Origin of the sequence: Pelagibius sp., from assembly GCF_028289705.1 — a bacterium.
In the GTDB taxonomy this organism is placed as follows: Bacteria; Pseudomonadota; Alphaproteobacteria; order Kiloniellales; family Kiloniellaceae; genus Pelagibius.
The window spans coordinates 1-17,051 of record NZ_JANQOI010000008.1 but is presented as its reverse complement, the minus strand read 5'-3'; the positions used below and the strand labels follow the sequence as shown (position 1 = coordinate 17,051).

Below are 17,051 nucleotides of genomic sequence, written 5' to 3'. Positions count from 1 at the left end.
TCGACACCTGGGTGAAGCGCTTTTTGGAGACCGGCGGGCCGGTAGGCACGCAGGACCTGCTGGTACGCATCACCAAGGCGGTGCAGGAGGAGTTCCGCTACGAACGGCGCTATGCCGTCGGCGTGCAGACGCCCCAGGAAACCCTGGCCCTGGGCAGCGGCACCTGCCGCGATCTGGCGCTGTTCATGATGGGGGCGGTGCGCGCCCTCGGCTTCGCCGCGCGCTTCGTCTCCGGCTATCTCTACGATCCGGCCATCGAGAACGGCGAAGCCGCGGACTCGGAGCTCCAGGGCGCCGGCGACACCCACGCCTGGGTGCAGGTCTATCTGCCCGGCGCCGGCTGGGTGGAGTTCGATCCCACCAACGGGCAGGTCGGCGGCGCCAACCTGATCCGCGTTGCGGTGGCCCGCGAACCCTCCCAGGCGCTGCCGCTGCAGGGCACCTATTTCGGGGCCGCCGAGGACTTCGTTGCCATGGATGTCGAGGTCCGGGTCACCAAGCCGGAAACAAGCTGAAATCCAGAGGAAAACAGGGGGCTGAAGGGTGTCCTCCGGCGTCACCGGATCGTGATTCGCCAGTGAGCGCCGGGGCCCGTAACGTCGCGAGCCATGAAGCGTCAGACCATCGCCTTCGGGGCCATCGCCCTAGCCCTCGGAATCGCCGCCTGGGCCGGGCAGGGCATCACTCAGAACACATCGTTCTTCGACCGCTCGGAAGCAGCCGACCAGCCTCTGCAGTTGGCCCAGGACATCGGCGGCGACCGCCCCGTGGTGGTCGAGCTGTTCACCTCCCAGGGCTGCAGTTCCTGCCCGCCGGCGGACGCACTGCTGGATGAACTGGCGGACCAGCCGGGGCTGCTGGCGCTGTCGTTCCATGTCGACTATTGGGACTACATCGGCTGGAAGGACCCCTTCGCCTCGGCCGCCCACACCCAGCGGCAGCGGGACTACGCCCGCTCGCTTGGCCTGCGCTACGTCTACACACCGCAGATCGTCATCGACGGGCGCAGCCATGTGGTGGGCAGCCACCGCCGTGAGGTGGCGACGGAGATCCGGCGCGCCGCGCAGCACCCCAGCGCGGTGGAGGTGAAGCTGGTGCCCGAGGGCAGCGGCGGCAAGATCACCCTCTCCGCCGGCCAGGCGCCGGCCGAAGGCGCGACGGTCTATCTGGTCATGTTCGACGACGACCACGACACGGACGTGGCCCGGGGTGAGAACCGGGGCCGCTCAATCCACAACGCCAACGTGGTTCGGGAGTATCGCACGCTCGGCCAGTGGAGTGGTGCGGCGATGGAGTTTCCCATCGACATCGCCGCCGCGCGCAGCGAGGGCCGTGGCGGCTGTGCGGTGATCGTGCAACAGGGCACCAGCGGGCCGGTGCTCGGCGCCGCCATCCTCGATCTGGATTCGCTCGATCCCGCCGGCTAGCGCTTAGCCGGCAAGACCCTTCTCCACCAAAGCCGAGAGCCGCCGCGAGAAAGCCGCGGCATCAGGCAGGGGTTCGCCCTCGATGATGCGGGCCTGGTCGAGCAGCAGCCAGGCGGCATCTTCCAGGAGGCTGCCGGCCCCGTCGTCCCCGACCTTGTCCGAGAGCGCCTTGATGAGGGCGTGGTTCGGATTGATCTCCAGGATGCGCGCCGAGCTGTGATCGAGCTGGCGCTGCTGCTTCAGCAGGCGTTCCAGGTGCATGTCCAGATCGCCCTCGTGGGCCACCAGGCAGACCGGGCTGCTGGTCAGGCGCGCCGAGCTGCGCACGTCCTTCACCGCGTCCTTCAGGGTCAGCTTGACGAAGGCGATCAGCGCGTCCAGCGACGGACTTGGCGCATCGGACTCGCTCTCCTTCTCCTCGTCTTCGCCTTCGGGCTTGGCGATCTTGTCCAGATCGGCGCCGCCACGGGTCACCGACTTGAAGGCCTTGCCCTGATAGTCGGGCACCGAGGTCAGCCAGAAGTCGTCCACCGGATCGCTGAGCAGCAGGACCTCGACGCCCTTGGCGGCGAAGCCCTCGAGCTGCGGGCTGCGGGCCAGGGCCTCCGGGTCGTCGCCGGTGATGGTGTAGATCACCTCCTGGCCCGGCTTCATGCGCCCGAGATAGTCGGCGAGGCTCACCAGCCCCTCGCCCTGGGTCGAGCGGAAGCGGGCCAGCTCCAGCAGCGTTTCGCGCTGAGCCTGATCCTCGTAGAGCCCTTCCTTCAGGACGGCGCCGAAGGTCTCCCAGAAGGTGGCGTACTCTTCCGGCGCCTTCTCGGCCTTTTTCTTCAGCTCGCCCAGCACGCGCTTGCAGAGCGCCGTGCGGATCTTCGCCAGGCGCGGATTGTTCTGCAGCAGTTCCCGGCTGATGTTCAGCGGCAGGTCCTCGGTGTCGACGATGCCGCGCAGAAAGCGCAGATAGGAAGGCACCAACTCGCTGCAGTCGTCGGTGATGAAGACCCGCTTCACGTAGAGCCGGATGCCGGTCTTGCGGTCGGGGTGGAAGAGATCGAAGGGCTTGGACGACGGCACGAAGAGCAGGCCGGTGTATTCCAGCATGCCCTCGGCCTTGAAGTGCAGGCGCAGCCAGGGGTCGTCGAAGGTGTGGCCGACGTGGTGGTAGAACTCCTTGTACTGCTCCTCGGTGATCTCGCTCTTCGGGCGGGTCCAGAGCGCGGAAGCGGCGTTCAGGGTCTCGTCCGGCTCGTCCTCCTTGCGCGATTCCAGGACCACCGGGATCGCGATGTGATCGGAGTAGGTGGAGACGATCTGGCGCAGCCGCATGGCATCGAGAAACTCTTCCTCGCCCTTGCGCAGGTGCAGGGTGATGCGGGTGCCGCGGGCCGGCGCCTCCAGATCCTCGGCGATGGTGAAGGCGCCCTGCCCGTCGGAGGACCAGCACCAGCCCTCGCCCTCCCCGGCCTTGCGGGTGCTGACCTCCACCTTCTCGGCGACCATGTAGGCGGAATAGAAGCCGACGCCGAACTGGCCGATCAGGTTCGCGCCGTCCTGCTTGCTTTCGAGCTGCTGGACGAAGGCGGCGGTGCCGGAGCGGGCGATGGTCCCCAGGTTCTCGATCAGGTCCTCGCGGTTCATGCCGATGCCGTTGTCGAGGATGGTCAGGGTCTTGGCGGCGGCATCGGTCTTCAGGCGGACGGCGAAGCCGCTGTCCTCCTTCACCAGCTCGGGCTGGGTCAGGGCGGCGTAGCGCAGGCGGTCGCAGGCGTCCGAGGCGTTGGAGATGAGCTCCCGAAGGAAGATCTCCTTCTCCGAATAGAGTGAGTGGGCGACGATATCGAGCAGGCGGCTGACCTCCGCCTGAAACTGCATTTCTTCCTGCGCCATCAATCCTGCATCCGTTCGCGCCTGGTTTTCCCCTGACCCGCCCGGCTTTCGCGACCGCCAAAGAGCGGGATCGCCGTGAGATATGTGATGAATCTATACTGACTGCAAGTCCCCCGCACGGGGGACCATGCAGCGGAGCATCGTGACAACGAACCTAAACGGATTTCTGTGCGGCAACTCTGATGGACCGGGTTAGCCTTCCAACCGTCGTAGATGGTGGATTCAACTCTGAGCCTTCCTGACTACGGCGAGCCAGTTGAGCTAATGCTCTGTCCTCTGCCAGTTCAATGCCCTCGATTAGCAAATCACAGTTGGGAATTTTGGAGCCACTCCTTTCATATCCGGGCAAGAGCTTTTCCAAGTGAGCTTGTACTGCGTGCCGACCATCCGGTTTATCGAAATCCTCGAGATGGAGAATGAGCCACAGTTCGAAACAGGGAATTGAACGCGCGACATTGACATTGTGTGCTTTGCACAGATTGATTGCTTCCTCGAATCTCGGATGAACATCGCGATCAAAAACGGCCCAAATTTCGTCACCTTGCTCAAAAGAATTCAACGCTCGGCGGCGGTGGCGATTGAGCTTTAATTCCTTCGCCTTCTCGATTGCTGACCGCGCCAAGGTGTATGGGACGCCCGCGTTCGGTACAGTTTCGATTTCGATGAGTGAGGATGGATATGCTTGTCGAACAGCTTTAAAATAAGCTGGCTCGGTATTTCTACCCTCGCAGTACAGAATAAACCGAGCTTTCGGTTCTCGACTATATCTGTGCCGTCTTAAATCTCGGCGCCGGGGACCAAGCATGCAAGCTCAAGCCGCAACCAGATCCAAGATTGAACCCGCAAAGGGAATAGCTCCATATCGACCTTGCAAGTACCCTTTTTCTATGTTGTCGCCCTTCCGGGTTCTTATATCAGTTAACGGATAGATGTGAGTCGCCCCAGCTTGATCTTTCTCGCACAACCATACCTGATCGCGACGTAGAAGCGGGGAGCGCATAAGGTTTGTGTCATGAGTTGTTGCAATCAGTTGCGCACCCTTAGGATTGGATTTCGGCGATGAAAACAATGTCAATAGAGCTTCGCATGCTTGAGTGTGAAGGCTTGCATCCAGCTCATCGATGACAAATGCAGCCCCGTTATCAAGCGCATTGAAAACATGACTCAGTACGACAAGAAGGCGTCTCGTACCCGCACTCTCGCGCGCCAGATCAAAGTAAACAGGCTCTCCATCCTGACCTCTATGGGCGAGTTCAACACTGATTTCACTATGATCAATATTGAATTCAGGAGGCGGATCTAAAGTCTCCCTGATTGCTTTATCTATAGCTTGTATAAATGCCTTTTCTTGTTCAGATGTATCTTGTTGTCGCCTACGATAATCGAACACACCGGTACCAATTGCCTCAAGAAATCTTATGACTCTTGCATCAACATTACCTTGCATAAAAGTCAATGAAGCATAATTTCCAGGCATCACGATTCTGGTATCGACAATAAGGCCCCGAAAGAAACTCACGATCATACTAAGGTGCTTATGGTGATTTTGGACGGCGGCGGAAAGAAACAAGCTATTTGGGCGGGTCAGATCAGCGATAACGTCCTTACGTCCTCTAAGCCCGCGCCCAAATTTAAATTCGCCTCCGCTTCGCTCAAACAACACCTGTTTACGAGAACTGGGAAATGCGTAGAGCCATTCAGTTTCGAAGGCCTTGTCAGTGCATTCGAAGCCATAAAAGTATCTGACTCCCTCTACGACGAAATCAGCTTCAAATACCGATGATTCCCGATTGCACTCTGGATCGAGAGCAAATGACAATCGAGGAATGCCGCCTTCAGGCTCGCCCCTGCTGTGCGAATACAGGATCGCGTCGCGCATAAACTCCAAGGCGGATACGAAGTTGCTCTTACCTGAAGCGTTTGCACCGTAGACCACTGCGGCCGGCAGGAGTTTACCACCTGGCACTCGATCGCACTTGATGAGCCCACCTTCATCATCCTTCAGCGAAGACGCCACCAGCGACAACTCTTGTGGTTCGCGCATCGACAGGTGATTTCCAGCACTGAACCGAATCAGCATAGATTTCCTCGCTTGAAACACACTTCTATTGCAATTTATGAGCTTGTCTTGTCAAAATCTAGTAAATTCGCGCTTAAAACTGCGGTCAAGGTGAATTTTGGTAGGAAAACGTCGGGCCGTTTGCGGGCCCGCGTACTGCCCAGCCACAATACACAGTACAGATGAAGTAATAGCAGATATTGTATTATCAGTGTGTACAGATGGCTGTATATAGCGCTCAAGAGCGAGCCGGATCCCAGAAATGATGGTGAATGAGAAATACGAAAAGCAAGCCAATAGACGCCGGGCGGAGCGTGCCGAGATGGTGCGGATCGTGGCGGAAGAGGCGCGCGACACGGCGGACTGGCTGGGCAAGGAGGCCTTCGACCGCAAGGTTCTCGACGCCTTGATGGCGGTGCCGCGCCACGCCTTCGTGCCGCCCCTGGAAGCGGCGGCCGCCTATGAGAACCGGCCCCTGCCCATCGGCGAATGGCAGACCATCTCCCAGCCCTTCATCGTCGCGGCGATGACCGATCAGGCGGAGGTGGACGAGACCAGCCGCGTTCTGGAGGTGGGCACGGGCTGTGGCTATCAGGCCGCCGTGCTGGCCGCCCTCGGCGCCGAGGTCTACACTGTCGAGGCCCTGCCGGGCCTGGCGGAGGCAGCGGCCGAACGGCTCGCCCGGCTGGGCTACGACAAGGTGCACTGCCGCCAGGGCGACGGCGCCAAGGGCTGGCCCAAGGCGGCCCCCTTCGACGCCATCCTGGTGACCGCAGCGGCCAAGACGCTGCCGCGCAATCTGCTGGACCAGCTCGCCCCAGGCGGGCGCATGATCGTGCCGCTGGAGGCAGAGGGCGGCACCCCGGCACCGGCCCACTGGCTGCACCCGGAACAGGTCCTGATGCGCATCCACAAGGCGGAAGACGGCAGCCACAGCGAGCGCATCCTGCTGCCCGTCGCCTTCGTTCCCCTGATCAAGCCGCCGAAGACGGCGAAGCGTTAACCATCTTTCGCCCGGGCGGCGGGCCAGGGAAGGCTTGCAATGGGACCGCGGAGTCCCGATCCTCATGGGCATGTCGCTTTTCGCGCAGGCCCAGGATAAAGCCCGGGTAACCGCCGTTCTGGGGCCCACCAACACCGGAAAGACCTATCTGGCCATCGACCGCATGCTGGGCCACGCCAGCGGCATGATCGGCTTTCCCCTGCGCCTGCTGGCGCGGGAGAACTACGACCGCGTGGTGCGCATCAAGGGCACCGGCAAGGTGGCCCTGGTGACGGGTGAGGAGAAGATCGTGCCGCCCGGCGCGCGCTACTTCTGCTGCACGGTGGAGTCCATGCCGGTGGACCGGCCGGTCTCCTTCCTCGCCATCGACGAGGTGCAGCTCTGCGCCGACCCGGAACGCGGCCATATCTTCACCGACCGCCTGCTGCACGCCCGGGGCCTGGCGGAGACCATGTTCCTGGGCGCGGAGACCATCCGCCCGATCCTGCAGAAGCTGGTGCCGGAGGCGGAGTTCATCACCCGGCCACGCTTTTCCACCCTCAGCTATGCCGGCCCGCAGAAATTGACCCGCCTGCCGCCACGCTCCGCCGTGGTCGCCTTCTCCGCCGCCGAGGTCTATGCCACCGCCGAGCTGATCCGCCGCCAGCGCGGCGGCACCGCCGTGGTGCTGGGTGCCCTATCGCCGCGCACACGCAATGCCCAGGTGGCAATGTTCGAAGAGGGCGAGGTCGACTATCTGGTGGCCACCGACGCCATCGGCATGGGCCTCAACCTGAACCTCGATCACGTTGCTTTCGCCAAGCTCAGCAAGTTCGACGGCCGGCGGCGGCGCCGCCTGACGGCCCCGGAGGTGGGCCAGATCGCCGGGCGCGCCGGGCGCCACATGAACGACGGCACCTTCGGCACCACCACGGAGATCGGCGCGCTGGACGAAACCCTCGTGGAGGCGGTGGAGAACCACCTCTTCGATCCGCTCGCCTTTCTTCACTGGCGCAACGTCGATCTCGACTTCCGCGATCTGGCGCACTTGCGCAGGAGCCTCGACCGCCGACCGCCGCGCCCGGAACTGCTGCTGGCGCCGGAGGCCGACGACCAACTTGCCCTGGCCACACTCGCCCAGGAGGCGGAGGTGGCGGCGCTGGCGACGACGCCGGAGGCCGTCGCGCTGCTCTGGGAGGTCTGTCAGATCCCGGACTTCCGCAAGATCCTCTCCGACCACCACGCCCAACTGCTGGCCCAGATCTACCTGCGCCTGATGCGCAACGACGGGCACCTGCCGGAGGATTGGGTCGCCCAGCAACTCACTCGGCTGGAGCGCAGCGACGGCGACATCGACCAGCTCATCGCCCGCATCGCCCATGTGCGCACCTGGACCTACATCACCCACCGCGGCGACTGGCTGCACGACAGCGACCACTGGCAGGCCCGTGCCCGCGCCATCGAGGACAGCCTCTCCGACGCCTTGCACGAGCGCCTGACCCAGCGCTTCGTCGACCGCCGCACGGCGGCCCTCGTGCGCCGCCTGCGCGACGACGGCGAACTGATCGCCGCCGTGCGCAAGAACGGCGAAGTGGTGGTGGAGGGCGAGTTCGTCGGCCGCCTCTCGGGCTTCCACTTCAAGCTCGACGAGGAGGCCGGCAGCGAGGACGTCCGCCCCCTGCTGACCGCCGCCCGCCGCGCGCTGGCCGGCGAGATGCCGCGGCGCATCAAGCAGCTCGAACAGGACGACGACGGCGCCTTTGTCCTCAGCGGCAACAAGATCGCCTGGCGCGGCACGCCGGTCGCCCGTCTGCGCGCCGGCGACACCGTGCTGACGCCCCGGGTCGAGGTGCTGCACAGCGAGTTCCTCGACGGGCCGGCGCGCGAACGCCTGCGCAAGCGCTGCAGCCTCTGGCTGACCCGCCATATCCGCGCCACCCTGAAGCCCCTGTTCAAGGCCCAGGAAGCCGCACTCTCGCCGCCCGGCCGCGGACTGCTCTTTCAGCTTGTCGAGGCCCTGGGCACCCTGCCGCGGCGGCCCCTCAACCCTCAGATCGCCCTTCTGACCAAGGCCGACCGCAAGATCCTGGCAGGGCTCGGTCTGCGGCTCGGTGCCGCCAGCCTGTTCCTGCCGCGCTTGCAGCAGCCGCGCATGCTGCAGCTACGGGCCCGCCTTTGGGCGATCCGCGCCGGCTGCGATCTGCCGCCGCTGCCGGCCCAGGGCGCCAAGACCTTCGAGCTCTCGGACGTTGCGGCGGTGAGCGGAGACCTGGAGGGCTTCTGCCATGCCCTGGGCTTCCGCCGTATCCCGCGCAAGGGCGGCAAGGCCTTTGCCGTGCGCGCCGATGTTCTGGAACGGGTGGCGCGGGAGGCTTACCGGCAGTCCGCCGAGAGCGGCGCCCTGACCATCGGGCAAGGGCTCTGCGCGCTGGCGGACTGCGGCGAAGCCGACATCTCCGCCCTGCTGTTCACCCTCGGCTATCGCCGCCAACAGGACGCCGAGGGCGGGGCCTCCTACAGTCGGAAAGCTGCCCGCCGCCGCGACCACGCAGAGACGAAATCGGCCAAACGCAAGAGCAAGCCCGGCAAGCCACGGGCCCGGACCGACAAGGACGACCGCGCAGCGAACGCCGACTCGCCCTTCGCGGTGCTGCGCGACCTGGCCCCCGGCGGTGAATAAGGGTACCGGATGAACTGTCTCACCCCGGCAACTTCGCATGAGTGAAGCGGGTGAGGGCCTGCGCGCCGACAAATGGCTGTGGTACGCGCGCTTCTTCAAGACCCGCAGCCTGGCCACCAAGATCTGTCAGGCGGGCAAGCTGCGCCTCTCCGGCCAGGGGGTGGTGAAGCCCCACCACAAGGTGAGACCCGGCGATGTGCTGACCTTCCCCCAGGCGCGCCACATCCGTGTCGTCAAGATCCTCGCGCTCGGCACACGTCGCGGCCCAGCCAGCGAGGCTCAGGCGCTCTACGAGGATCTGAAACCGCCGGAGCCGGAAAGCCGGCTGCCACGGGGCACGCCCTCGCCCACCTCGGCGGCGGGCCTGCGCCCGCCGGGCACGGGCCGCCCCACCAAACGCGACCGCCGCGACCTCGACAAGCTGCGTGAGACCGACTGACCGGCGCATCGCCTCCTTTCAGGCGTCCCAGGGGAGGATCGTCAGCCTGGGCCAAAGACGGCGCCAGCGGGCGACCTTCGCCTCATAGATCGGCTGGGTGATCTGGCGCTTGTTGGGCCGCACCACAAGCCCCAGCAGATCGTCGAGCCCGAAGGGCGCGCAGAGCTCCAGGCCCTCGGCAGAAGGGCGGATGCCGATGGCCCCGGCGGTGGTGGGAAAGGTGGCGATGGCCGCCTCGGCGGAGACATAGGGCGCGATGGGGTCGCCGAACTTGGCCGCATACCAGAGATGCACCCGCGCCTCGTTCTTCACGTCGAAGGGCAGCCCAAGGCCGGCAAACAGACTGTTGATGCGCCGGCTGTGACCGGCCTCGCTCTCCTCGCTCAGGTCGTCCGCGTCGTGGTAGACAAGGTCGATGTCGCTGATGCCGAAGGCCACGTCGAAGCCATGCGCCCGGTTCCAAACGGTCTGCACCAGCACGCCAGCAACCAGCCAGCAATCGGGCAGATCGATGTGCTCCCAGGACGCGAGGATCGGCGACAGCAGTGGACTGGCTGCGAGGGTCTGGGTGAAGTCCTCGCGCTGGTGGGGATCGATCACCTGGACCTCCGGTGCCACAAGGGAGCGGGGCGAATTCGACGGTCTCATGGCCGCCGATGGTCATCCATAACCGGCGCCCAGCGCAACAGGGATGGCAGCCCGGATCGAGGTTCGTCCTTGCATGCCACGCCCCTGGATGACGACGTTGTGAACCCCAATCTTCGCCATGTCTCAGCAAAGGTCCTAGAATGCTGCGTCAGTGCAAGACGCACCGACGCACCACGGCCAACCAATCCGCTGACGACAGGGGGGAAAGGGTCATGAACGCCGTTGTTTCGCAGGACGAATGGCTTGCTGCCCGCAAGGCGTTCCTCAAGGAAGAGAAGGCCTTTCTCCGTGCCCAGGATGATCTGAACGCCAAGCTGCGCGCACTGCCCTGGGTGAAGGTCGAAAGGGACTACACCTTCGACAGCGAAGCGGGCGCCAAGTCGTTGTCCGATCTCTTCGAGGGACGCAGCCAGCTCGCCGTCTATCACTTCATGTTCGGCCCGGACTGGGAGGAGGGCTGCCCGGCCTGCTCGCTTCTGGCCGACGGCTTCGACGGCGCCCGTATCCATCTCGCCGCCCGCGATGTCAGCCTCGTCGCGGTCTCACGCGGGCCTTTGGACAAGCTGCTCGCCTACAGGACCCGCATGGGCTGGCAGTTCCCCTGGGTGTCCTCGGCGGGCTCCAGCTTCAACAAGGACTTCGCCGTTTCCTTCGACGAGGAAGACCGCAGCGAGGGCGAGGTCACCTACAACTACGCGCGCACCCCCTTCCCCGGCAACGAAGCGCCGGGGCTCAGCCTGTTCAAGAAAGATGAGGCAGGCGAGGTGTTCCACACCTACTCCAGCTACGGCCGCGGCCTTGACCGCTTCCTGCTGGTCTATCGCTACCTGGATGTCGCCCCAGACGGACGCAACGAGGGAGACCTCGGCTTCCCCATGGCCTGGGTGCGCCGCCACGACAGCTACGAAGCGGACGGCTGATCGGCGCTCAGAGTCTGTCCAGCATGGCGTGATAGAACATGCCCGCCACCAGGCTCGGCCAGCGCAGCAGGGTGCCGCCGGGAAAGCGCGGCGTCGGCACGCCGGCCAGGAGATCGAAGCGGTCGTTCTCACCGTCTATGGCTTCGGCGATCACCTTGCCGGCCAGCGAGGTCAGGGCCACCCCCTGTCCAGAGAAGCCCTGGGCATAGTAGGTATCGCCGTCGAGACGGCCATAGGCCGGCAGGCGGGTGCGGGTGATGGCCAGGGTGCCGCCCCAGGCGTAGTCGACCTTCACATCGGCGAGCTGCGGAAAGACCCTCAGCATGCAGCGGCGCACCAGCCCGGCGATGTCTTTCGGGTAGCGGGCGCGGTAGCTCTCCCCGCCGCCGAACAACAGCCGCCCGTCGGCCGAAAGGCGGTAGTAGTCGAGCACGTGCTTTGAATCGGCGACGGCGGTATCGTTGCGGATGATCGATCGTGCCCGCTCTTCCCCCAAAGGCTCGGTGGCGATGATGAAGTTGTTGATGGGCATGATGCTGGCGGCGATGCGCGGTTCGATGCTGCCGAGATAGCCGTTGCAGGCGAGCACCAGCACATCGGCCTTCACCACACCGGTCGGGGTCTTGATCAGATGCCGGCCGCCCTGGCGGGTGAGGGCCGTGGCCGGCGAGAGCTCGTAGATCTCGGCCCCGGCCTCCCGCGCCGCCCGGGCCAGGCCCAGCACGTAGTTCAGGGGATGCAGGTGGCCCGCGTCGCTGTCGATGCAGCCGCCGTGATAGCGGTCGGTGCCCAGCATCGCCCGCAGTTCCTCGCGCGACAGCGGGCGGATGTGCGGATAGCCGTAGTCGTCGCGCAGGGCCTTGGCGTAGTCGACGATCTCCGGCAGATGCGCGGGCTTGAACGCCGCAGCGATCAGGCCCGGCTTGAGATCGCAGTCGATGGCGTGGCGGGCGATCCGCTGGCGAACGATCGCCTTGGCTTCCTCTGCCAGGTCCCAGAGCCGGCGCGCCCGCTCCGCCCCCATCAGGCGGGCCATCGCCGCCGGTTCGATGCGCTGGCCGCTGCAGAACTGGCCGCCGTTGCGCCCGGAGGCGCCCCAGCCGATGCGCTGGCTTTCCAGCAGCACCGCCTTGTGCCCGCGCTCGGCGAGATGGAGGGCCGTGGCCACCCCGGTATAGCCGCCGCCGACGACACAGACATCGCAGTCCGTGCTGCCGTCCAGGGACGGCGCCGGCTCGAAGCCCGTGGCCGTTGCGGTGTAGTAGGTCTCCGGATAGCGGCTCGGGATGGCGGGGGAAAGCGGTTCGGCGATCACGGGTTCACCTCTGCGCTCTCCTGATCCGGGCCCTGCTTGACGAACCAGAGGGACAGGTTGTTGGCCGGCATCTCGCGGATCAGCGGGGGCGCCAGGCCGGCCGCCTGCGCCAGCGCGGTCACCGCCTCGAGGTCGCGCAGACCCCAGGCCGGATCCTGGCCGCGCAGGCTGGCGTCGAAGGCCGCGTTGGACGGAGCCGTGTGTTGCCCCCCGCGTTTGAAGGGACCGTAGACAAACAGCCCGCCGCCCGCAGACAGGTAGCGCCCGGCCCCGGCGAACAGCCCCTGCGCCGCCGACCAGGGCGCGATGTGAATGAGGTTGATGCAGACCATGGCATCGAGCGGCAGGTCATCGCGATCGAGCGGCCAGTCCCGCGCTGCCACGTCGATGTCCAGCGGGACACGCAGGTTGGCGCCGCCGTCGCTGTGGCGATAGGCCTGGATGCTGCGGCGAAGCAGCGGGTCCGGATCGCTGGGCTGCCAGACGATCTGCGGAAAGCGCGCGGCGAAGAAAACCGCGTGCTCCCCGGTGCCGCTGGCCAGTTCCAGCAGCCGGCCCGAGGACGGCAGCCAACCGCCCAGAACCTCCGCGATGGGCTCGCGGTTGCGGGCCGTCGCGGGGGCATGGCGCTTGTCCTCCGGGCCCGGCGCGGGGCTGTCTACGCGCTCTTTCGGCACTGCTCCAACCATCGAAATTCTGCGTCTGCGCAGCGGCAAACTATGGCAGCCGCGGGGGCCTCGGCAAGCGCCAAAGACCGCAAAACCCCTGGGGTTGCGCGGGGCAACGCGGGGTGTTACGCAAGGCCGTGCTTGACAGAATTAAAGCTTTGTTGAACGCCCAGTTGGGCGCTGGGGAAGCTGCGGCCGGCAGCCACGGCCCCGACGAGCTGCAGCTCGCGGCGGTGGCGTTGCTGGTCGAGGCCGCGCAGATGGACGACGACTTCGGACCGGCCGAGCGCGACAAGATCATCGAACTGGTCCAGCGCCGCTTCGCACTCAGCGAGGCCGACAGCGCCGAGCTGCTGCAGGCGGCCAGCGACAAGGTCGATCAGTCGATTCAGATCTTCGGATTCACCCGGGTGATCGACGATGCCTTTTCCGAGGAAGAACGGGTCGAGCTGATGGAGATGCTTTGGGAGGTCGCCTATGCCGACGGCGAACTCCACGACTATGAAGCGGCCCTGATGCGCCGGCTGGCGGGCCTGCTGCACGTAACCGACCGGGACAGCGGCGATGCGCGCAAGCGCGCCCTGGCCCGGCTGGGGCTGAACAGATAACGGCCGCGGGGACGGCCGGCATTTGATGGCATTGAACAAAGGAACCGCAAGAGGCGGCACAAGGAGAGTTGACCGATGACCTACGTCGTTACCGAAGCCTGCATCAAGTGCAAGTACATGGACTGCGTCGAGGTCTGCCCCGTCGACTGTTTCTACGAGGGCGAGAACATGCTGGTGATTCACCCGGACGAATGCATCGACTGCGGCGTCTGCGAACCCGAATGCCCGCCCGAGGCCATCGTGCCGGACACCGATCCCCAGGCGGAATCCTGGCTTGAGCTGAACCGCGAGTACAGCGACAACCGCTGGCCCAACATCACCCGCAAGGGCGATGCCCCGGCGGACGCGGACACCTTCCGCGACGAGACCGGCAAGTACGACAAGTACTTCAGCGCCAACCCCGGCAACACCGACGGCTGACGCCGGCCGCCGCCTGCTCTACCCCCGGGAGAAGACATTTTTCCTGATCCGGAGGCCGTACCCGGGCCGGTGTGCCGCGTTAACCTTGTTTGCCGGCGAGCGGGCTGAACGCCTGGGATTTGGGGGCTCTTCGCACCTGCAGCAGTTGTTTTTTCCCGCCATATGTGTTAATTTGATGACATGAGGTGTGAAGAGTGAAGGACGCGCCACCAGGAAGTCTTGGGGGCGTGGCCGATTTCTTCGTGCATTGTTTCCTGCCAGCCAATAGGCGGGGCATTGCGGGCACCAGGGTGCGGAAACAGATGTTATTTGGTGACCTGGCATCGCTGCGTGCGACGGTCCCAGATAGGCAATCCCAGGATCCGGCTGCGTGGAGTTGACGGGGAGCAGCGGTCGGTCCTGATGCCGATTGGAGAGATGCGGAGCATGGCAAAAAGCGAATTCGGTGAAGGTGATTATGTCGTTTACCCGACCCATGGCGTCGGTCGGGTTCTGGGTGTCGAGACACAGGAAGTTGCCGGCGTGACGCTGGACCTGATCGTCATCAAGTTCGAGAAGGACCGGATGACCCTCAGGGTTCCGGTGGCCAAGGCGGCCAATTCGGGCCTGCGCAAGCTGTCCAGCCGCAAGATGATGGACACCGCCCTGACCACGCTGAAGGGGCGCAGCCGGGCCAAGCGGACCATGTGGAGCCGGCGCGCCCAGGAATACGAGGCGAAGATCAATTCCGGCGATCCCGTCTCCATCGCCGAGGTGGTGCGCGACCTGCACCGCAGCGCCGATCAGCCGGATCAGTCGTACAGCGAGCGGCAGATGTACCAGGCCGCCTTGGATCGCCTGGCCCGTGAACTGGCGGCCGTCGAGAAAATCGACGAGACGGCGGCGGCGACCAAGCTGGAGAAACTGCTGGCCGCCTAAGCCAAGGCCGCCAGCCGCGGCGGCAGCGCGCCTGCCGCCGCACCACAGGGCCATCGGCCGCCGACGGCGGCTCACAAGGTTCGGAATTGGGACGCCGGCAGTATGGAGAATCGGCAGAAGTTCGCGATTCTCCGGGCTACCCGGCGGGTCTGGGCCGTCTCCTCCATCCACAGCCAAGCGGCGGAGCTCGACCGGCTTCACGTCGCGCTGACCGGGCGCCTGCGGTTCGGCGACCGCCTGGTCTATCTCGGCAATCTGATCGGCCGCGGCAGCGGCACCATCGCCACCCTCAATGCCCTGCTGCGCTTTCGCAGCCTCTTCATGGCGCGGCCCGATGCCTTTGCCGCCGACGTGGTGCTGCTGCGCGGCAGCCAGGAGGAGATGTGGCAGAAGCTGCTGCAGCTCCAGTTCGCCACTGACCCCAGAGGCGTGCTGCAATGGATGCTGGACCAGGGCCTCGCTGCCAGCCTGGAGGCCTATGGCTGCGCCCCGGCCGAAGGCCTGCGCGAGGCGGCCGCCGGTCCGCGCCAGCTCACGCGCTGGACCTCGGCCCTGCGTCAGAAGATCCAGGAGCATCCCGGACACTACGAACTGCTCGGCGGCCTGCGGCGCGCGGCCTACACCGAAGAGAACAGCGGTAAGGAGGGCCTGCTCTTCGTCAACGCCGGCCTCGATCCCAGCCGGCCCCTGGAAGCGCAGAAGGACAGCTTCTGGTGGGGCAGCGCCGGCTTCGCCGGCATGGCGGCCCCCTACGGCGGTTTCGCCCGGGTCGTGCGCGGCTTCAGCAGCCAGCACCCAGGCCTGGAGCTGGAGCGCTTTACCGCGACCCTGGATGCCGGCTGCGGCTTCGGCGGCAAGTTGCTCGCCGCCTGCTTTCACCTCGACGGCAGTCTCGCCGATCACCTTGAAGTGTAAGAGACTTCCCCTCAGATCGCGGAATGATGGAAGAGCCGCGACACGGCGATTCGTTCGCCTACGGCCAAGTTAGAATTTTTCCAATAAGATAATGATCCAGCCCCGGTCCGGCCCCGTAAATTCTAGTAAACGGACGAGTTTACGGAGTGAAAGGCGGACCCATGGCCCTGTACGAGGATACCCAGGCGCAACGCTCCCAGGCGCGGTTCATCCGTCGATCGATGTCGGAACGCCTGCTGTCCCGCGACGAAGAGTATCGGCTGGCGCGCTCCTGGCGTGAAGACGGGGACGCGGACTCGCTGCAGGAGCTGATCCGCTCCTACACCCGGCTGGTGGTTTCCCTCGCCACGAAGTTCCGCAACTACGGCCTGCCCATGAGCGACCTCATCCAGGAAGGCACGCTCGGCCTGCTGCAGGCCGCCGGCCGCTTCGAGCCGGATCGCAACGTCCGTTTCTCCACCTATGCCTCCTGGTGGATCCGCTCGGCCATGCAGGATTTCATCCTGCGCAACTGGTCCATCGTCCGCACCGGTACCACCGCAGCGCAGAAGACGCTGTTCTTCAACTTCCGGCGCCTGCGCGCGCGCATCGAAGACGCCTCCGGACGGCCCTTCGACGAGGACGGGCGCCTGCATGTCGCCGAACAGCTCCGCGTTCCCCTGCACGACGTCAATCACATGGAGGTGCGCCTCTCGGCCGCCGACCAGTCGCTGAACGCGCGCATCGGCGACGACAGCGAGGACGAGTGGCAGGACCAGCTCACCGACGAACGGGACAGTCCGGAAGACCTGGTGATCTCCTTCCACGACAGCGTGACCCGCAGCGAGTGGATCGAACAGGCCATGCTGGAACTGAGCCAACGCGAACAGACCATCATCCGGGCGCGGCGGCTGAGCGACGACTCGGCGACCCTGGAAGAGCTGGGCAAGGTCCTGGGGGTCAGCAAGGAACGGGTGCGCCAGCTTGAACAGCGCGCCCTGCAGAAGATGAAGGCCCTGCTGCTGGAGCGCGTTGCCCGCCCCACCGATCTCTTCGCCGAGGCATAGGGCGTTTGTTTTTTGTCGGCGCCGGCCTGAGCAACCGGGAAGATAGCTTACAGTTTGGACCGGTTACATGGCTGACAGTCTTCGTGCTTTGTTCGCTTTGTGGCGCCCCGATCGGGGCG

17 protein-coding genes are annotated in these 17,051 nt (G+C 65.1%); 11 read left to right on the top strand and 6 right to left on the bottom strand.

The features are described from left to right. Nucleotides 1–515, top strand: a 515-nt coding sequence (locus tag Q0996_RS00620; RefSeq protein ID WP_299614938.1) for a transglutaminase family protein, incomplete at its 5' end; no start/stop codon positions are given. A gap of 93 nt (nt 516–608) precedes the next feature. Continuing rightward, the gene (locus Q0996_RS00615) at nt 609–1,427 is read left to right on the top strand and encodes a thioredoxin family protein (RefSeq protein WP_299614937.1); all 819 of its coding nucleotides are present in this window, start codon (nt 609–611) and stop codon (nt 1,425–1,427) included. A gap of 3 nt (nt 1,428–1,430) precedes the next feature. On the opposite strand, the gene htpG is transcribed toward Q0996_RS00615, so the two are convergent. From htpG to Q0996_RS00600, 3 genes are all read right to left on the bottom strand, one after another. Next, the gene (htpG, locus tag Q0996_RS00610; protein ID WP_299614936.1) at nt 1,431–3,314 is read right to left on the bottom strand and encodes a molecular chaperone HtpG; all 1,884 of its coding nucleotides are present in this window, start codon (nt 3,312–3,314) and stop codon (nt 1,431–1,433) included. Nucleotides 3,315–3,468: 154 nt separating this feature from the next. Then, the gene (locus Q0996_RS00605) at nt 3,469–4,119 is read right to left on the bottom strand and encodes an RloB family protein (protein WP_299614935.1); all 651 of its coding nucleotides are present in this window, start codon (nt 4,117–4,119) and stop codon (nt 3,469–3,471) included. A 6-nt stretch (nt 4,120–4,125) separates the two neighbouring features. Further along, nucleotides 4,126–5,394: an ATP/GTP-binding protein gene (locus Q0996_RS00600; RefSeq protein ID WP_299614933.1), complete on the bottom strand. Its 1,269-nt coding sequence runs from the start codon at nt 5,392–5,394 to the stop codon at nt 4,126–4,128. A gap of 244 nt (nt 5,395–5,638) precedes the next feature. On the opposite strand from Q0996_RS00600, the gene Q0996_RS00595 reads away from it, so the two are divergent. The 3 genes from Q0996_RS00595 (at nt 5,639) to Q0996_RS00585 (ending at nt 9,474) form a co-directional block, all read left to right on the top strand. After that, nucleotides 5,639–6,376 carry a protein-L-isoaspartate(D-aspartate) O-methyltransferase gene (locus tag Q0996_RS00595; protein WP_299614932.1) on the top strand — a complete coding sequence of 246 codons (738 nt, stop codon included), beginning with the start codon at nt 5,639–5,641 and terminating at the stop codon, nt 6,374–6,376. 64 nt (nt 6,377–6,440) lie between these two features. Then, a complete protein-coding gene (locus tag Q0996_RS00590) occupies nt 6,441–9,035 on the top strand; it encodes a helicase-related protein (RefSeq protein WP_299614931.1) in 2,595 nt (864 codons plus the stop codon). 37 nt (nt 9,036–9,072) lie between these two features. Then, the gene (locus Q0996_RS00585; RefSeq protein ID WP_299614929.1) at nt 9,073–9,474 is read left to right on the top strand and encodes an RNA-binding S4 domain-containing protein; all 402 of its coding nucleotides are present in this window, start codon (nt 9,073–9,075) and stop codon (nt 9,472–9,474) included. 18 nt (nt 9,475–9,492) lie between these two features. Here Q0996_RS00585 and Q0996_RS00580 read toward each other — a convergent pair whose 3' ends face one another. Beyond that, entirely contained in the window at nt 9,493–10,074 is a 582-nt protein-coding gene (locus Q0996_RS00580; RefSeq protein WP_322096616.1) for a nucleotidyltransferase family protein, read from the bottom strand. Between the two features lie 260 nt (nt 10,075–10,334). Between Q0996_RS00580 and Q0996_RS00575 the strand changes: the two genes are divergently transcribed. Beyond that, nucleotides 10,335–11,042, top strand: a complete 708-nt coding sequence (locus Q0996_RS00575; protein ID WP_299614928.1) for a thioredoxin family protein — start codon at nt 10,335–10,337, stop codon at nt 11,040–11,042. A gap of 7 nt (nt 11,043–11,049) precedes the next feature. Here Q0996_RS00575 and Q0996_RS00570 read toward each other — a convergent pair whose 3' ends face one another. Both Q0996_RS00570 and Q0996_RS00565 read right to left on the bottom strand, forming a co-directional pair. Then, a complete protein-coding gene (locus Q0996_RS00570; protein ID WP_299614927.1) occupies nt 11,050–12,357 on the bottom strand; it encodes an FAD-binding oxidoreductase in 1,308 nt (435 codons plus the stop codon). Beyond that, nucleotides 12,354–13,046 (bottom strand): DUF938 domain-containing protein, encoded by a 693-nt coding sequence (locus tag Q0996_RS00565; RefSeq protein ID WP_299614925.1) that lies wholly within the window; start codon nt 13,044–13,046, stop codon nt 12,354–12,356. The genes Q0996_RS00570 and Q0996_RS00565 overlap by 4 nt, the downstream gene beginning before the upstream one ends. Nucleotides 13,047–13,186: 140 nt before the next feature. Between Q0996_RS00565 and Q0996_RS00560 the strand changes: the two genes are divergently transcribed. The 5 genes from Q0996_RS00560 to Q0996_RS00540 all read left to right on the top strand — a co-directional run bounded on the left by Q0996_RS00560 (nt 13,187) and on the right by Q0996_RS00540 (nt 16,932). Beyond that, on the top strand, nt 13,187–13,633 hold the full coding sequence (locus Q0996_RS00560) for a TerB family tellurite resistance protein (RefSeq protein ID WP_299614924.1): 447 nt from the start codon (nt 13,187–13,189) through the stop codon (nt 13,631–13,633). A gap of 75 nt (nt 13,634–13,708) precedes the next feature. Further along, nucleotides 13,709–14,053 (top strand): ferredoxin FdxA, encoded by a 345-nt coding sequence (gene fdxA, locus Q0996_RS00555; RefSeq protein ID WP_299614923.1) that lies wholly within the window; start codon nt 13,709–13,711, stop codon nt 14,051–14,053. 426 nt (nt 14,054–14,479) lie between these two features. Further along, a complete protein-coding gene (locus tag Q0996_RS00550; protein WP_299614922.1) occupies nt 14,480–14,971 on the top strand; it encodes a CarD family transcriptional regulator in 492 nt (163 codons plus the stop codon). A gap of 102 nt (nt 14,972–15,073) precedes the next feature. After that, entirely contained in the window at nt 15,074–15,886 is an 813-nt protein-coding gene (locus Q0996_RS00545) for a hypothetical protein (protein WP_299614920.1), read from the top strand. A 161-nt stretch (nt 15,887–16,047) separates the two neighbouring features. Beyond that, nucleotides 16,048–16,932, top strand: coding sequence for an RNA polymerase factor sigma-32 (locus Q0996_RS00540; RefSeq protein ID WP_299614919.1), 885 nt, complete (start codon nt 16,048–16,050; stop codon nt 16,930–16,932). Nucleotides 16,933–17,051: the final 119 nt, after the last annotated feature.

Excerpts from the sequence above, each read along its gene's own strand:
- fdxA (WP_299614923.1), top strand. The coding sequence starts at position 13,709 with ATGACCTACGTCGTTACCGAAGCCTGCATCAAGTGCAAGTACATGGAC.
- Q0996_RS00585 (WP_299614929.1), top strand. The coding sequence starts at position 9,073 with ATGAGTGAAGCGGGTGAGGGCCTGCGCGCCGACAAATGGCTGTGGTAC.
- Q0996_RS00565 (WP_299614925.1), bottom strand. The coding sequence starts at position 13,046 with ATGGTTGGAGCAGTGCCGAAAGAGCGCGTAGACAGCCCCGCGCCGGGC.
- Q0996_RS00600 (WP_299614933.1), bottom strand. The coding sequence starts at position 5,394 with ATGCTGATTCGGTTCAGTGCTGGAAATCACCTGTCGATGCGCGAACCA.
- Q0996_RS00575 (WP_299614928.1), top strand. The coding sequence starts at position 10,335 with ATGAACGCCGTTGTTTCGCAGGACGAATGGCTTGCTGCCCGCAAGGCG.
- Q0996_RS00540 (WP_299614919.1), top strand. The coding sequence starts at position 16,048 with ATGGCCCTGTACGAGGATACCCAGGCGCAACGCTCCCAGGCGCGGTTC.
- Q0996_RS00550 (WP_299614922.1), top strand. The coding sequence starts at position 14,480 with ATGGCAAAAAGCGAATTCGGTGAAGGTGATTATGTCGTTTACCCGACC.
- Q0996_RS00615 (WP_299614937.1), top strand. The coding sequence starts at position 609 with ATGAAGCGTCAGACCATCGCCTTCGGGGCCATCGCCCTAGCCCTCGGA.
- htpG (WP_299614936.1), bottom strand. The coding sequence starts at position 3,314 with ATGGCGCAGGAAGAAATGCAGTTTCAGGCGGAGGTCAGCCGCCTGCTC.
- Q0996_RS00590 (WP_299614931.1), top strand. The coding sequence starts at position 6,441 with ATGGGCATGTCGCTTTTCGCGCAGGCCCAGGATAAAGCCCGGGTAACC.
- Q0996_RS00605 (WP_299614935.1), bottom strand. The coding sequence starts at position 4,119 with ATGCTTGGTCCCCGGCGCCGAGATTTAAGACGGCACAGATATAGTCGA.
- Q0996_RS00545 (WP_299614920.1), top strand. The coding sequence starts at position 15,074 with ATGGAGAATCGGCAGAAGTTCGCGATTCTCCGGGCTACCCGGCGGGTC.
- Q0996_RS00595 (WP_299614932.1), top strand. The coding sequence starts at position 5,639 with ATGGTGAATGAGAAATACGAAAAGCAAGCCAATAGACGCCGGGCGGAG.